This is a genomic window from Micromonospora sp. NPDC000663 (assembly GCF_042898105.1).
In the GTDB taxonomy this organism is placed as follows: Bacteria; Actinomycetota; Actinomycetes; order Mycobacteriales; family Micromonosporaceae; genus Micromonospora.
In genome coordinates, this window is sequence record NZ_JBIAYR010000001.1 from 421,057 (window position 1) to 436,462 (window position 15,406).

The following is a 15,406-nucleotide window of genomic DNA, read 5'->3' on the forward strand; positions in this document are numbered from 1 at the left end:
CTGTGGTGAGTGAGCAATTTTGTTCAAGACCGGGGTGGGCGCGCGTCGGCAGGATGGTCCGTGTCGGTCCGGGAGCCATCAGCGACGGCTGGCGGAGCGCGGCACGCGGACCTGTTCGGGGAGGTCCGACGCCCGACCGGACCTTGGCGGGCCGCCTCGGCGCGCGCCCGTGGAGGTGCCGTACACCCACGTGCGGCACCTCCACGCGATCGTTCCGCCCGTCGTGGTTCTGCGGTGCGGCCGGTCAGGCACTTCCGCTCGCGTCGTCACCGCCGGCGGTGAGCAGCCGGCGCAGTCGGGCCGGTGGATGACCTACCTGCTCGCGGACCACCCGGGTCAGGTGTGCCTGGTCGGCGAAGCCGTACTCGGTGGCGAGCGCGCCGAGCGGGCGCCCGTCCGGCTCGGCGAGCGTGTTCAGCACCTCCCGCACCCGTAGCCGGTTCCGGTAGGCGGTCAGGCTGCTGCCCGTCATGCGCTGGAACACCCGACTCAGGTGGTGCGGTGAGCTGCCCACCTCGCGTGCCACCTCGTCCAGACTCATCGTGAAGCCGGAGTTGGCCAGCACCTCCCGGGCCCGGTCGGCGAGCCGCCGGTGCGCGGCCAGTGTCGCCGGTCGTCGCCGTACCGCACGCTCCACCTCTGCGCCCGCGTCGTCCGAGCTGAGGGCGCTGTGGTGCAGCAGACGGGCCAGGAACCGTTGCAGCCGTTCGGCCATCTCGAACCCGTCCAGCCCGCGCCGGAACTCCGCCACCAGCAGGCGGTGCGCCAGGTCCAGCGCGGCGTCCGAGGTGCCGGCCCAGCCACGTTGGTCCAACCAGCGCTCGGCGTCCTTGCGTTCCGCCAGCACCGCCGGATCGATCTCCAGGCAGGTGTACGAGTCGCCGCAGCCGAACGGGTGCGCCACCGACATCTCGTCGCCGGGCCGGGTCACAAGGACCGAGGTGGCGTCGGAGAGCCCGACCCGTCCGTTGAGCCGACGCCGGTACGCCCCGGAGCGGCCCAGCACGATCTTGTGGCGGTCCTCGGCGACGGTCTCCGTCCAGCCGTGGTTTTCGACGATGCAGTGCACCTGATAGATCAACATTCCGTCCGGGTGCCCCAGCACCCGCCATCGCGCCGGAGTGGTGCGGCGGCGCGGGTCACTCCCGGTGCCTTCTGCGGGCATCGTCCCCCCTGGCTCACGACCGGCATGGCGATCTTTCGCCCTCCCCCGATGGTGTCGGCTCGCCCGCCCCCGGTCCACCCCCACGTTCTGCGGACCGGCCTCGCGGCGTCAGCCGTCGACCACGGCGAAGGCGCGAACCGGGAAGGTGCCCATGCCGGCCACCATCGGCGGAGCCGCCGTGAACCGGAAGCCGCTCGGCGGCAGCGCGTCCAGGCCGGTCAGATGCTCCACGATCGGGATGCCGGCGGCCAGCAACGTACTGTGCGCGGGGCGTTCGCCACCGGCCGCCGGGCCCATGTCGTCGATGTTGATCGAGTCGATCCCGACCAGGGCGGCACCGGCGTCGGCAAGTGCCCGGGCAGCCTCCCCGGTGAGATGCGGCGCCTCCGGCGCGGCGTACCGCTCGGTCCCGAAGTGCGCATCCCACCCCGTGTGCAGCAGCACCGCGTGCCCCGCCACCTCGTACGGCGCCAGCATCAGCCGGTCCACCGCCCGGGCGCCCGCGGGGACCCGGACCACCACCCCGGGCAGATCGGCGATCCGGTCCAGCGGCATCCCGGTCAGATCGTCGCCGCCGGCCCACCGGTGGGCCGGAGTGTCGAGGTACGTACCGGTGTTGGCGATCAGGTCGATCCGGGCCACGTGGAACTCGGTGCCCGGGGCGTAGTTCGCCCGGGAGTCCGCGAAGGTCAACCAGTCGCTGATCCGGGGCGCCGTCCAGCCGGGCAGCGTCACCATCCCGTCGCTGATCACGTGGCTCAGCTCGACGAGCCGGCGGCCGGTGCCGGGCACCCCGGCCACGCCCCGGCCCCCCTTGTGTGGCTCCTCGATGATCGTCTTGGCGCTGATCCGTACGTCGGAGACCATCAGCAGCCCGAGGTGCCGCACGAAGAGCGCGGCCAGATCCTCGTCACTGATCTCCCGACCCTGGATGTCCAGCCGGAACCCCTCGGTGCGCAACCCGCCGCCGTTCGCGAAGCTCACCTCCGCGTCGAACTGCACCCGCCACTGACTACCCATGCCCCAAACCCGATCACGACCCCCCGCCCCGGTCAAGATCCGCACTGCGCCGTGCGGAGGCCCAGGTGCACCGCGCGGCGGGTTCCTCGCGTCTCGCGCCGGGGAGATCCGCGCACCTTCAGGGAAAGTGCTGCCTCAGCGCGCCGTGATGGCGCACTTTCCCGGAAGTTGTCCGGATCTTGGGGCGAGGCAGCGGTGTGCGGGGTGCCGGGCGCGGGGTGGACCTGGGCGGAAGGGGGTGGCTGTCGGTGGACGGGGCTAGTCTGGTTGTCGTGCACCCCCCGTCCGACCGGACGAGGGGCAGCCGTCGTGTGCGTCGACTCCCCTGGAAGTGATCACATGCTCACCGGTCTGTTCTCCGCCGCCCTGGCCGACCCGGGGCTCGCCCGGGCGCGTGACCTGGCGCGCTCCGGTGCCGCCCAGGTCGACGGCCTCGACATCACCGCCCCTGCCGCGCTGCGCCCGTTCGCCGTCGCGGCGGTCGCCGCCGACAACGAGGGCGCCGGGCGGCCCGTGCTGGCGGTGACCGCCACCACCCGGGAGGCCGACGACCTGGCCGCCGCCCTGGGTGGGTTGCTGCCGTCCGAGCAGGTGGTGGTGTTCCCCTCCTGGGAGACGCTGCCCCACGAGCGGCTGTCGCCCCGTTCGGACACCGTCGGGCGACGGTTGGCTGTTCTGCGTCGGCTGGCGCATCCCGAGTCGACCGACGCGCACGGTGGCACCGGGCCGCTGCGGGTGGTGGTGGCGCCGGTCCGTTCGCTGCTCCAACCGCAGCTCAAGGGCCTGGGCGACCTGGAGCCGGTGCAGCTCGCAGCCGGCGAGGAGGCGGACCTGGAGGAGGTCGCCCGCCGGTTGACGGACATGGCGTACGCGCGCGTGGACCTGGTCACCAAGCGGGGCGAGTTCGCGGTACGCGGCGGCATCCTCGACGTCTTCCCGCCCACCGACGAGCACCCGTCCCGGGTGGAGTTCTGGGGCGACGAGGTGGAGGAGATCCGCACCTTCGCCGTCGCCGACCAGCGGACCATCGAGCAGGTTCCGCTGCTGTGGGCGCCGCCCTGCCGTGAGCTCCTGCTGACCCCCGCGGTCCGGGAGCGGGCCGCCGCGCTGGCCGAGCAGCACCCGGAGTTGGCGGAGATCCTCGACAAGCTCGCCGAGGGCATCCCCGTGGAGGGCATGGAGTCCCTCGCCCCGGTGCTTGTCGGCCCCGACTCGCTGGAGCTGCTGCTGGACGCGATGCCGGCCGGCACCCACGTCCTGCTGTGCGACCCGGAGCGCATCCGCACGAGGGCGCACGATCTGGTGCGTACCTCGGAGGAGTTCCTTCAGGCCAGCTGGGCCGCCGCCGCGGTCGGCGGCCAGGCCCCGGTGGACGTCGGCGCCGCCGCCTTCCGAACCTTCCCCGAGGTGCGCGCCGCCGCCGGCAGGCTCGGCCAGCCGTGGTGGACGCTGTCCCCGTTCGGGCTGGTGGAGGCGGGGGCCGCCGAGACGCGCCAGCCCTGGGAGGACGCGCCCGAGCAGGCGTCGGTCACCCCGGACGACGCCATCGCGGTGACCCTCGCCGCCCAGCCGGCCCCGCTCTACCACGGCGAGACCAGCCGGGTCGTCGACGACCTCAAGCGGTGGGCCGGCGAGGGCTGGTCGATCGCGTTGGTCTTCGAGGGGCACGGCCCCGCCCAGCGGGCGGTGGAGGTGCTGCGTGACGCCGGGCTGGGCGCCCGGTTGACCGAGGAAGTCCCGACCGCGCCCGCCCCCGGTGACCTGGTGGTCACCTGCGGGGCGCTGAGCAGCGGGTTCGTCGACGAGTCGTCCCGTTTCGTGGTGCTGACCGGCAACGACGTGACGGGCGGTCGGGGCACCTCGACGCGGGACATGCGCAAGATGCCGAGCCGGCGGCGCAACACGATCGACCCGCTCGAGCTCAAGGCCGGCGACTTCGTGGTGCACGAGCAGCACGGCATCGGGAGGTACGTCGAGCTGGTGCAGCGCACGGTGAACGGCGCGAGCCGGGAATACCTGGTCATCGAGTACGCGGCGAGCAAGCGCGGCCAGCCCGGCGACCGGCTGTTCGTGCCCACCGACCAGCTCGACCAGCTCTCCCGCTACGTGGGCGGCGAGCAGCCCACGCTGCACAAGATGGGCGGCTCGGACTGGCAGAAGTCCAAGGCCCGGGCCCGCAAGGCGGTCCGGGAGATCGCCGCGCAGCTCATCCAGCTGTACGCCGCGCGCAAGGCGTCCAAGGGGCACTCGTTCGGCCCGGACACGCCCTGGCAGCGGGAGTTGGAGGACGCGTTCCCCTGGCAGGAGACGCCGGACCAGCTCGCCGCTATCGACGAGGTCAAGCGGGACATGGAGCAGACCGTCCCGATGGACCGGCTGATCTGCGGCGACGTCGGCTACGGCAAGACCGAGATCGCGGTCCGGGCGGCGTTCAAGGCGGTGCAGGACGGCAAGCAGGTGGCGGTGCTGGTGCCGACGACGCTGCTGGTGCAGCAGCACTACAACACGTTCGCCGAGCGGATGAGCCAGTTCCCGGTGCAGATCCGGCAGCTGTCCCGGTTCCAGACCGCGAAGGAGACCGAGCGGACGCTGGAGATGGTGGCCGACGGCACCGTCGACATCGTCATCGGTACGCACCGGCTGTTGCAGACGGCGACCCGGTTCAAGCAGCTGGGCCTGGTGATCGTCGACGAGGAGCAGCGCTTCGGCGTCGAGCACAAGGAGCACCTGAAGACGCTGCGTGCGTCGGTGGACGTGCTGAGCATGTCGGCCACCCCGATCCCGCGGACCCTGGAGATGGCGATCACCGGCATCCGGGAGATGTCCACGATCGCCACCCCGCCGGAGGAGCGGCACCCGGTGCTCACCTTCGTGGGCGCGCAGGACGACAGGCAGGTGGCCGCGTCCATCCACCGCGAGTTGCTCCGCGACGGACAGGTCTTCTACCTGCACAACCGGGTCGAGTCGATCGACCGGGCGGCGCGGCGGCTGCGGGAGCTGGTGCCCGAGGCGCGGGTCGCGGTGGCGCACGGCCAGATGGGCGAGGACGCCCTGGAGAAGGTGATGGTCGGCTTCTGGGAGAAGGAGTTCGACGTCCTGGTCTGCACCACGATCGTCGAGTCGGGCATCGACATCCCGAACGCCAACACGCTGATCGTGGAGCGGGCCGACCTGCTCGGCCTGGCCCAGCTCCACCAGATCCGTGGCCGGGTCGGCCGAGGCCGGGAGCGGGCGTACGCGTACTTCCTCTACCCGCCGGAGAAGCCGCTCACCGAGCACGCCCACGAGCGGCTGGCGACCATCGCGCAGCACACCGAGCTGGGCGCCGGCATGTACGTGGCGATGAAGGACCTGGAGATCCGGGGCGCCGGCAACCTGCTCGGCGGCGAGCAGTCCGGCCACATCGAGGGCGTCGGCTTCGACCTGTACGTGCGGATGGTCGGCGAGGCGGTGTCCGCGTTCAAGGGTGAGCGGCCGGAGGAGGAGACCGACGTCAAGATCGACCTGCCGGTCGACGCGCACCTGCCGCACGACTACGTGGGCGTGGAACGGCTGCGTCTGGAGATGTACCGCAAGCTCGCCGAGGCCCGCGACGAGGACCGGCTGCGCGAGGTCGTCGCCGAGATGACCGACAGGTACGGCGAGCCGCCGGCCCCGGTGCAGAACCTGGTGGAGGTGGCCCGGTTCCGCCTGCTGGCCCGCCGCTACGGCCTGACGGACGTGTCGATGCAGGGCAAGCACGTACGGTTCGGCCCGCTGCCGCTGCCCGACTCGAAGCAGATGCGGCTCAAGCGCTACCACCCGGACGCGGTCTACAAGCAGGCCACCGACCAGGTCAGTGTGCCCCGGCCGACGACCCGCCGGGTCGGTGGTGAGCCGCTGCGCGACCAGGCGCTGTTGCAGTGGTGCGCCCAGTTGCTCTCCGACGTGCTGGGTGCTCCCGCCCCGCTCGCCGCCGCCACCGCGTGAGGTGGGGCGTGCGCGGTGTGGTGGGGGCCGTCACAGCGACCGAGAGGGCATGAGAGAGTGACGGGCATGCGTGCTCGCCGTGTGATCGCCGCCGCCAGCGTCGCGGCTCTGGGTGTCCTCTCCCTCGCTGCCTGCGGGAAGTCCGCGCCGGACGTCGCCGCGTACGTCGGTGACACGACGTACTCCCTGGACCGGGTCGACGCGATCTACGACGACGTGCAGGCGAAGTACGGGGAAGCCGTCCGCCGCGAGGCCGGCCAGGCGGGCGCGTCGCCGTCGCCCGAGCAGCTGCGTTCCGCCGTCACCCGGCAGGACGTGGTGAACCTGCTGGTCAGCCTGGACCTGGGCAAGCGGGTCGCGTCGGCGAAGAACCTCCAGGTGCCCGACGAGGTCAGCCCGGAGCAGTTGGAGCAGAACCTGCGGGTGCCGGCCAGCACCGAGTACGCCAAGCTCTGGGGTGAGTGGATCGACCTGCTCCAGGCGCTCAACCAGCAGCTTCCGCCGGCCGACCTGAGCGACGACTCGTTGATGGCTGTCTACGACGCCCTCACGAAGACCGGCGCGATCCAGGGTGGGATGTCCGTGGCCGACGTGCGGCGGGCCTTCGGCGACGGCGGTTTCGTGCGCAGCGCCACCGCGCTCAGCGCCGCCCTGGAGGAGGAGGCCGACCGGGTCGACGTCACGATCAACCCGCGTTTCCGCGCTGTGGGCGTGCCGTCGGTGGTGAGCACCGGCCAGTCGTTGGTCTTCTACTCGCTGCCGTACATCAACGAGGAGGGTCCGGTCACGGACATCTCCACCCCGGAGTCGGTGCCGTCGAGTGGCAGCCCGGACGCCGAGGGCACGGCCAGCTGAGCATGACGGCACGGATCGTCCTGCTTGTCACCTCGCCCCGGCTGCCCGTGGGTCTGCTGACCGCTGCCGCCTGGGACGTCGTACGTCAGCATCCGGTGCTGTGCGGCGCGGAGAGTGAGCTGGTCACGGCCGTGCGCCAGGCGGGCGCCGAGGTGACGGTGGTGGACGGCCCGGCGACGCAGCGGCTGCTGGACACGGTGGCGGCGCACGGTACGGCGGTCTGGTTGGCCGGCCCGGCCGGTGACGAGGCGCTGGCCCGGGAGTTGGGTCTGCGGCTGGCCCGGGAGCCGGGGTTGGCCGAGATGGAGCTGATGTACGGCTCGTGGGACCCGCCGGGTGCCCGCCTGCTGGACGCGGTCGCCGTGATGGACCGGCTGGCCTCGCCTGGTGGTGATCCGTGGAAGCGGGCGCAGACGCACCGTAGCCTCGCCCCGTATCTGCTGGAGGAGAGCTACGAGGCGTACGACGCGATAGGCGCCGACGACACCGACGCGCTCCGCGAGGAGTTGGGCGACGTGCTTCTCCAGGTGGTGTTGCACGCCCGCCTGGCCGAGGAGCTGCCCGAGGGTGAGCGGTGGACCATCGACGACGTGGCCGGTGGCCTGGTCGACAAGATGATCAGGCGCAATCCGCACGTCTTCGCCGGGGCGGAGGCGGGCACGCTGGAGGAGATCACCGCCAACTGGGAGCGGATCAAGCGGGCCGAGAAGGCACGCGACTCGGTACTGGACGGGGTGGCGCTGAGCCAGCCGGCGCTGGCCCTGGCCGCGCAGATCCTGGACCGCGCCGCCCGGATCGGTCTTGCCGTTCCACCTCCGCTTGCCGACACCCAGGTGGACGAGGAGGCGAGGCTGGGTGCGAGCCTGCTGACCACGGTGGCCGCGGCCCGCGAGGCCGACCTGAACCCGGAACATGCGCTCCGCCGGGCGACCCTGGCGTACGCCGAGGCCGTCCGTACCGCCGAGGGCGGTCGACGGGCCGGATCCTGACGCGGGCTGCTTGATCAACCTGACCGGCGGAGGACTGTCGGTAGGGTGGTCGGGTGGAGGCGTTTGAGGTACTCGCTGAGCGGGTTGTCGAGGCACTGCTGGAGACGCGGCCGGGGCTTGCCACCTCGGTGGGGGACCACCGGTTCGACGATCGGCTGCCGGATCTGTCCGCCGGGGCGACAGCCGGCGACGTGGCGATGCTCTCCGACGCGGCGAACGCACTGTCCGAGCTGGACCCGGACTCGCTCGACGTGGAGGAGCAGGTGGACCACGCGCTGCTCACCTCGTTCGTCGACCGGGAGCTGTTCGAGCTGACCGAGATCCGCTCCCACGAGTGGAACCCGCTGCGGCACAACCCCGGCCCGCTGCTGCATCCGCTGCTGGCCCGCCCGTACGCCCCGGCCGAGGTGCGGCTGACCCAGCTGGCCGGCCGGCTCGCCGCCGTACCCGACGCCCTCGCCACCGCCCGCGCGACCCTGCGGGACATGCCGCGGATCCACGCCGAGACGGCGGTCGGGCAGTTCACCGGCACGGCCGCGCTGATCCGTGACGAGCTGCCGGGGCTGATCGCCCAGGCGCCGGGCAGCCTCGACCGGGTGGAGCCGGCGGCCACCGCCGCGATCGCCGCGCTTGAGGAGTTCGTCGCCTGGCTGCGCGCCGGTCTCGCCGCCGACGCCGGACCGGGCCGCGACCCACGGCTGGGCCGTCGCCGCTGGGAGGCCCGGCTCTGGCACACCCTCGACACCGAGCTGAGCGCCGCCGAGATCCAACGCCGCGCCTGGGCGAACCTGGACCGGGTCACCGAGGAGATCCGCGCGGCGGCGGTCGAGCTGGTCGGTGGCCGGGCCGACGACGAGGCGGTACGCCGGGCACTCGACGTGCTCGCCGCCGAACACCCCGACGACGCGACGATCGTCGAGCTGGCCGGCGTCACCCTCGACGAGGCGACCGACTTCGTCCGCCTCCACGACCTCGTCGGCCTTGTCGACGACAGGTGCGTCATCCAGGAGATGCCGGAGTTCGCCAGGGGCGTCGCCGTGGCGTACTGCGACTCGCCGGGCCCGCTGGAGACCGCGAACGTCCCCACCTTCTACTGCATCGCCCCCACCCCGTCGGACTGGCCGGCGCAGCGGGTCGAGTCGTTCTACCGCGAGTACAACGACCACATGATCCGCAACCTGACAGTGCACGAGGCGATGCCTGGGCACTTCCTCCAGCTCGCCCACGCCCGCCGCTACGTCGGTGGTACGCGGGTGCGGGCGCTTGCCGAGTCCGGCCCGTTCATCGAGGGCTGGGCGGTGTACGCCGAGGAGCTGATGGCCGGGTTGGGCTTCGGCGGGCTGCCGGTGCGGTTGCAGCAGCTCAAGATGCAGCTGCGGATGACCATCAACGCGTTGCTCGACCAGCTGGTGCACGCCGAGGATCTGCCCGAGGCCGAGGCGATGGCGCTGATGACCGGGCGCGGCTTCCAGGAGGAGGGCGAGGCGGCCGGCAAGTGGCGCCGGGCGTTGCTCACCTCCACGCAGCTGTCCACCTACTTCGTCGGGTACAGCGAGGTGGCCGAGATCGCCGCCGCCCGCCCGGACGGCGTGTCGATGCGCGAGTGGCACGACGCGATGCTCGCCCACGACTGCCCGCCCCCGCGCCACCTGCGCACGCTGCTGGGGGTCTAGGAGACCTCCGCGCCGGTCACGCGCCCCCGGGGCGGCGGTCCACCACGTTCGCGCCCGCGGGCGGGTCGAACGCGTCCTGCGGGACCGTCTCGGAGTAGCGGCTCAACGCCAGTTCCATCGGTTTGCCGTCGACCGGGCCGGTGAAGCTGCCCAGCACACCCTCGGTGGTCACGCAGGCGGTGAAGTCCCCGTCCGACCGTTGCACCTCGACGCATGTGGCGTGCCGCCCGGCGACCGTGGTGTCGGTCTGATTGATGACCGCCTGCGGGTCGAGCGCGGCAGCGGTCAGCAGCCCCACCACCACCGGTGGGGTGGCCAGGCCCTGCTGGTTGGCCTCGGTGAACAGCGACACGGTGGGCTTGCCGGCGGGTGTGGGAGGTGCGACGAGGGTGCACTCGGTGCGAGGGCCGGTGCCCGTGCACCTGGTGACCGCCTCCGGGGTGACGGTGAGCCGCCCACCGGGGTAGGTGTACGACGAGCGGGCCGGGTCCTGTGCCTGCACGATCGCTGCGCTCTGGCCCCCGGGGAGCTGGTAGTCGGCCGAGTAGGTCAACTCCAGCGCCCGGTCGAGGCGGGTGGCGAGGTCGTTCACGAGTTCGGAGCGTCCCAGGGCGACTCCGGCGTCCTCGAATGTCTGACAGCCGGTGACCGTGAGCGACGCGATGACCGACACGGCGAGCATGCGGAGGGTGGTCGAGGCGGCGGGCATGACGACCAGCCTGGTGGATCCGGTCCGCGCAGCGCAAACCAGTTGCCGGTTGACGCCCGGAAATCCGGGAATGTCCGTCAGTGCGGGGCGGCTCGGGTGCGCGGGCGACGCCGTGCCCTTTCCCGTGGCCCGATACGCTGCGTTCAACACCTGCCTCAGCCGCACCGTCGCGGCCCACCCACGGACCGGATCACAACAACGAGGAGCGACTCAGTGGCAACCATCGAGGGAATCGTCGCCCGGGAGATTCTCGACTCGCGGGGCAACCCCACGGTCGAGGTCGAGGTCGGCCTGGACGACGGCACGGTGGCCCGCGCCGCGGTGCCCTCCGGCGCCTCCACAGGCGCGTTCGAGGCGATCGAGCTGCGCGACGGTGACGCCGACCGCTACCAGGGCAAGGGCGTGGAGAAGGCGGTCTCCAACGTCGAAGACAAGATCGTCGACCAGATCATCGGGTACGAGGCCAGCGAGCAGCGGCTCATCGATCAGAAGATGCTCGACATCGACGGCACGGACAGCAAGTCGGAGCTGGGCGCGAACGCCATCCTCGGGGTCTCCCTGGCTGTGGCGAAGGCGGCCGCCGGCAGCGCCGAGCTGAGCCTCTTCCGCTACCTGGGCGGCCCGAACGCGCACCTGCTGCCGGTGCCGATGATGAACATCCTCAACGGTGGCGCGCACGCCGACTCCAACGTCGACATCCAGGAATTCATGATCGCGCCGATCGGCGCGCCCACGTTCCGTGAGGCGCTGCGTTCGGGCGCGGAGGTCTACCACGCGCTGAAGTCGGTGCTGAAGAAGAAGGGCCTGTCGACGGGGCTCGGCGACGAGGGTGGCTTCGCGCCGAACCTGCCGACGAACGCCGCCGCCCTGGACCTGATCGCCGAGGCGGTCGAGAAGGCCGGTTACCGGCTCGGCACCGACATCGTGTTCGCGCTCGACGTGGCGGCGACGGAGTTCTTCGAGAACGGCACGTACACGTTCGAGGGCACCGGCAAGTCCGCCGAGGAGATGAGCACCTACTACACCAAGCTCGCCGACGAGTACCCGATCGTGTCGATCGAGGACCCGCTGGCCGAGGACGACTGGAGCGGTTGGCAGACGCTCACCGCCTCGATCGGCGACCGGGTGCAGATCGTCGGCGACGACCTGTTCGTGACCAACCCGCAGCGCATCGCCCGCGGCATCGCGGAGAAGGCGGCGAACGCCGTCCTCGTCAAGGTCAACCAGATCGGTTCGCTCACCGAGACCCTGGACGCGGTGGACCTGGCCCACCGGGCCGGCTTCAAGTGCATGATGAGCCACCGTTCCGGCGAGACCGAGGACACCACCATCGCCGACCTGGCGGTGGCCACCGGCTGCGGTCAGATCAAGACCGGCGCGCCGGCCCGCTCGGACCGGGTGGCCAAGTACAACCAGCTGCTCCGGATCGAGGAGGAGCTGGCCGACGCGGCGCGCTACGCCGGCGCCGGCGCCTTCCCGCGCTACCGTTCGGCCTGAGACGTGGTCGGGAAGCCCCACCGCGGGGCTTCCCGGCAATCTCCGTAACGCATGAAGCCTCGGGGGAGGGGTGTGACGATGCAGCAGCGGCGCACACCGGGTGGTCAGCGTCCCGCCCGCCGGCCGGGTCAGTCCGGCCGGCCGGGTGGCGGCCGGGGCACCCGTGGGTCGGTCCGCGAGACAGGTGTACGCGCGGAGCCGCGGGGCGCGGCCGGCCGGGCGCCGGGCGCGGCCCGGGGCGCCGACGGCGTGCGCTCGGCGAACCGGCCGGCCGCCGCTCGGCGTACCGCCGCAGGTGGGGCCGTCAAGCGGCTCGCCGCACCCCATCCCCGTCGCTTCACCGGTCGGGCCACAGTGCTCTTCGCGGTGCTCATCGCGCTCGCCCTCGCGTACACCTATCCGGTGCGCGTCTACCTGGACCAGCAGGCCGACATCGAGCGGATGGAGGCCGCGCAGGCGGTGCAGGAGGAGGAGATCGCCAAGCTCGCCGCCGAGGCAGCGAAGTGGAAGGACAAAGCGTTCATCGAGACCAAGGCCCGGGAACGGTTCTTCATGGGTCGGCCGGGCGAGAAGATGATGGTCGTCCTGCACGATCCGGAGGGCGCCGCCCGCGACGCCGGGAAGTCGGCCGGTCCGGCCGCCCCGGCGGGTCCTGTCACCTGGTACGACACGATGTGGTCGAGCGTACGGGCGGCGGACAGCCAGCAGCCGGGCAAGTGACGAACCGACAAGCGTCAGGAGAGATGGGCACCGTGACTGTCGTACCACCGTCGGAGCCGGCGGCGGATTCCGTACCTCCGCCGAAGCGGGAACCGGCCACGCAGGCCGACCTGGCCGCGGTGGCCGCGCAGCTCGGCCGCCCGCCCCGGGGCACCCGGGCGGTGGCGCACCGCTGCCCGTGCGGCCTGCCGGACGTGGTGGAGACGACGCCGCGCCTCGCCGACGGCACCCCGTTCCCGACGCTGTACTACCTGACCTGCCCCCGGGCCACCGCCGCGTGCAGCCGGCTGGAGTCGGCGGGGCTGATGAAGGAGATGGCGGACCGGCTGACGACGGATCCGGAGCTGGCCGCCCACTACCGGGCGGCACACGAGGACTACCTCACCCGCCGGGAGGCGATCGGTGAGGTGCCGGAGATCGCCGGCATCTCGGCCGGCGGTATGCCGGGTCGGGTGAAGTGCCTGCACGTGCACCTGGGGCACGCGTTGGGCGCCGGGCCGGGTGTGAACCCGTTCGGCGACGAGACGCTGGACCTGGTCGAGCCCTGGTGGGCTGCCGGTCCGTGCGTGGACGTGCCTCCCGCCTGATGACAGCGTCTGTCGAGGGTCAGATTCTGGTGCGGCGCGCCCGCACCGGCGACGTGCGGGGCATCCGGCGGCTGGTCGACACGTACACCGACGACAGGCGTCTGCTCAGCAAGGCCACCGTCACCCTGTACGAGGATGTGCAGGAGTTCCGGGTGGCGGTCCGGGCCGAGGACGGCGTGGTGGTGGGCTGCGGCGCGCTGCACGTGATGTGGGAGGACCTGGCCGAGATCCGTACGGTGGCGGTGGATCCGTCCTGCCGGCGCCGGCGGATCGGTCACCGGCTGGTGGGCGAGCTGATCGACGCGGCCCGGGAGCTGGGTGTGGCGCGGATCTTCGTGCTCACCTTCGAGACGCGGTTCTTCGGCTCGTTCGGCTTCCGGGAGATCGACGGCGCTCCGGTGCCGCAGCCGGTGTACGAGCAGTTGCTGCGGTCGTACGACGAGGGTGTCGCGGAGTTCCTGGACCTGGAGCGGGTCAAACCGAACACGCTTGGCAACACCCGGATGCTGCTGCGCCTGTAGGTCAGGCCCTGCGGGGGTGGGCGGCGAAGAACTCCAACCGCTGTAACCGCCGCTGACCACGCCGATCGCGGCGAACCGGCCCGCGCCCTCCACCGCCGCCCGGAAGCTCATGTCGCGGCCGTTGGAGATGCCGGTGAGGAAGACCCGGTTCGGGTCGGCACGCCACGTTTGCACCAGGTGGTCGGTGAGGGCGTTGAGGAAGCCGACGTCGTCCTGGGTGCCGCAGCAGACAAGCGCGTTGAAGCCGCCACCCACCCCGTCGGGGTAGGCGACGAGCACGTTGTCCTTGTCGGCCCTGGCGTCCAGGCCGGCCAGTTCGCGCATCGCGGCGCCGGTGCCGGGATAGAAGTGCAGCGTGATGACGAGGGCTGACGACCGGTTCGGGTCGTACCCGGGCGGGGCGTGCAGCAGGTAGGTGCGGTCCTGCCCGTTGTGCTTGAGGGTGAGCAGGTGGTCGCCCGGCGCCGGGCTCTGGGCCGGTGCGGCGGACGTCGCTGGTGGGGCCGACGAGGGTTGCCCCCGCTCACCACAGGCTGCGACGAGCACGATGAGGCAGAGCCCCGTCAACACCGCCTTCGTACGCCGCACGCCGGCCACCCCCCGTCGACCCCGCCATCCACACTGGAGGTGTCGCACACGCGGATCAACCCTTTCGGTCCAGGGCGAAGGGAGGCAGGCTGTTTCCATGCTTCGCCTCCAGCTCGGGCCGGCGGACCTGTGCCGGGTGCGGTTCGCCGCTCGGTTGCACCCGGTGGGCACGGCCCTGCTGGCCGGCCAGTGGCTGCGTGATCCGACGGTCGCGGCGATGGCGCCGGCGCTCGCCGAGCGGGCGGCGGCCGTCGAGCGTACGGGTGCGGCCCAGGCGGCCACCGCCGTCCTGCGGCACCTGCTGCCCGACCGGGGGCGAATGCCTGACTTCGTCACCCCCTTCGGCGGGCTGGAATCGGTGGAGGCCGGTGTGGAGGCCATCCGGGCCACCCCGGCGTGGCGGGTCCGCGCCGAGGTCATCGAGGCGTACGCCGACACGACCGTCACCCCGCTGCGCCGACGGTTCGCGGCGGCGGATCCGGAGGTGCTGGAGCTGTTCGGCGGGGCGGTGCGCACCTGGTTCGACGCGGTCCTCGCACCGCAGTGGGCCGATCTGGTGTCCGCGTACCGCCAGCAGGTGACCTGCGCGAGCGAGCGGCTGGCGCGGCACGGCGTGGCCGGGCTGTTCGCGGGCCTGCATCCGGCGATTCGGTGGCGGGAGCCGGTGCTCGAGGTACGGACCTGGTGGAGTGGGGACCTGAGCGGCACCGGCCACGGTGTGATGCTGCTGCCGTCCCCGTTGGCCGGGCCCCGTCCCCGCGTGCTTGTCGAGCCGGGTCACCCGGTTCTGCTCGTCTACCCGGTGCCGATGCCGCCGCGCGGCGGCTCGGCGGCGGACGACGCCCTCGGCCGGCTGCTGGGTGCGACCCGGGCGTCGGTGCTGCGGCGGCTCGCCGACGAGGGCGGCCTGACCACCACGGCGCTGTCCCGGGCCGTGGGGGTCAGCCTGTCGTCGGCCTCGGAGCACGCCACCGCGCTGCGGGCGGCCGGTCTGATCGCCAGTGAACGGGTCGGCGGGGCCGTCCGGCACCACCTGACCACGCTTGGCGCGCAGGTGCTGGGAGGTCCGGTGCACGGCCGTGCGAGGCGTGGCCTGCCGTAAGGTTGCTGCCG

The 15,406-nt window shown here is 72.3% G+C and carries 13 protein-coding genes; 10 read left to right on the forward strand and 3 right to left on the reverse strand.

Going from position 1 to position 15,406, the window contains the following annotated elements:
- Positions 1–244: 244 nt before the first annotated feature.
- Both ACFY1S_RS02055 and ACFY1S_RS02060 read right to left on the reverse strand, forming a co-directional pair.
- The gene (locus ACFY1S_RS02055; protein WP_387111797.1) at positions 245–1,165 is read right to left on the reverse strand and encodes a helix-turn-helix domain-containing protein; all 921 of its coding nucleotides are present in this window, start codon (positions 1,163–1,165) and stop codon (positions 245–247) included.
- A 108-nt stretch (positions 1,166–1,273) separates the two neighbouring features.
- Positions 1,274–2,185 (reverse strand): cyclase family protein, encoded by a 912-nt coding sequence (locus tag ACFY1S_RS02060; protein ID WP_387111800.1) that lies wholly within the window; start codon positions 2,183–2,185, stop codon positions 1,274–1,276.
- A gap of 339 nt (positions 2,186–2,524) precedes the next feature.
- On the opposite strand from ACFY1S_RS02060, the gene mfd reads away from it, so the two are divergent.
- The 4 genes from mfd to ACFY1S_RS02080 all read left to right on the forward strand — a co-directional run bounded on the left by mfd (position 2,525) and on the right by ACFY1S_RS02080 (position 9,671).
- Positions 2,525–6,154 carry a transcription-repair coupling factor gene (mfd, locus tag ACFY1S_RS02065; RefSeq protein WP_387111803.1) on the forward strand — a complete coding sequence of 1,210 codons (3,630 nt, stop codon included), beginning with the start codon at positions 2,525–2,527 and terminating at the stop codon, positions 6,152–6,154.
- Between the two features lie 66 nt (positions 6,155–6,220).
- Positions 6,221–7,009, forward strand: a complete 789-nt coding sequence (locus tag ACFY1S_RS02070) for a hypothetical protein (RefSeq protein ID WP_387111805.1) — start codon at positions 6,221–6,223, stop codon at positions 7,007–7,009.
- A gap of 2 nt (positions 7,010–7,011) precedes the next feature.
- Complete coding sequence (locus ACFY1S_RS02075; RefSeq protein WP_387111808.1) at positions 7,012–7,998, forward strand: nucleoside triphosphate pyrophosphohydrolase; 987 nt, start codon at positions 7,012–7,014, stop codon at positions 7,996–7,998.
- Positions 7,999–8,051: 53 nt separating this feature from the next.
- The gene (locus ACFY1S_RS02080) at positions 8,052–9,671 is read left to right on the forward strand and encodes a DUF885 domain-containing protein (protein ID WP_387111811.1); all 1,620 of its coding nucleotides are present in this window, start codon (positions 8,052–8,054) and stop codon (positions 9,669–9,671) included.
- Positions 9,672–9,687: 16 nt separating this feature from the next.
- Here the strand turns inward: ACFY1S_RS02080 and ACFY1S_RS02085 are convergent, their stop codons facing one another.
- On the reverse strand, positions 9,688–10,380 hold the full coding sequence (locus ACFY1S_RS02085) for a hypothetical protein (protein WP_387111814.1): 693 nt from the start codon (positions 10,378–10,380) through the stop codon (positions 9,688–9,690).
- Positions 10,381–10,593: 213 nt separating this feature from the next.
- Here ACFY1S_RS02085 and eno point away from each other — a divergent pair, with 213 nt between their 5' ends.
- The 6 genes from eno (at position 10,594) to ACFY1S_RS02115 (ending at position 15,395) form a co-directional block, all read left to right on the forward strand.
- The gene (eno, locus tag ACFY1S_RS02090; RefSeq protein ID WP_387111816.1) at positions 10,594–11,877 is read left to right on the forward strand and encodes a phosphopyruvate hydratase; all 1,284 of its coding nucleotides are present in this window, start codon (positions 10,594–10,596) and stop codon (positions 11,875–11,877) included.
- Between the two features lie 78 nt (positions 11,878–11,955).
- The gene (locus ACFY1S_RS02095) at positions 11,956–12,597 is read left to right on the forward strand and encodes a septum formation initiator family protein (protein ID WP_387111819.1); all 642 of its coding nucleotides are present in this window, start codon (positions 11,956–11,958) and stop codon (positions 12,595–12,597) included.
- A 32-nt stretch (positions 12,598–12,629) separates the two neighbouring features.
- Positions 12,630–13,184 carry a DUF501 domain-containing protein gene (locus ACFY1S_RS02100; protein WP_387111821.1) on the forward strand — a complete coding sequence of 185 codons (555 nt, stop codon included), beginning with the start codon at positions 12,630–12,632 and terminating at the stop codon, positions 13,182–13,184.
- The gene (locus ACFY1S_RS02105) at positions 13,184–13,705 is read left to right on the forward strand and encodes an amino-acid N-acetyltransferase (RefSeq protein ID WP_387111824.1); all 522 of its coding nucleotides are present in this window, start codon (positions 13,184–13,186) and stop codon (positions 13,703–13,705) included. Before ACFY1S_RS02100 ends, ACFY1S_RS02105 begins: the two co-directional genes overlap by 1 nt.
- A gap of 177 nt (positions 13,706–13,882) precedes the next feature.
- Positions 13,883–14,077: a hypothetical protein gene (locus tag ACFY1S_RS02110; RefSeq protein WP_387111827.1), complete on the forward strand. Its 195-nt coding sequence runs from the start codon at positions 13,883–13,885 to the stop codon at positions 14,075–14,077.
- Positions 14,078–14,390: 313 nt separating this feature from the next.
- Positions 14,391–15,395: an ArsR/SmtB family transcription factor gene (locus ACFY1S_RS02115; protein WP_387111830.1), complete on the forward strand. Its 1,005-nt coding sequence runs from the start codon at positions 14,391–14,393 to the stop codon at positions 15,393–15,395.
- Positions 15,396–15,406 lie beyond the last annotated feature (11 nt).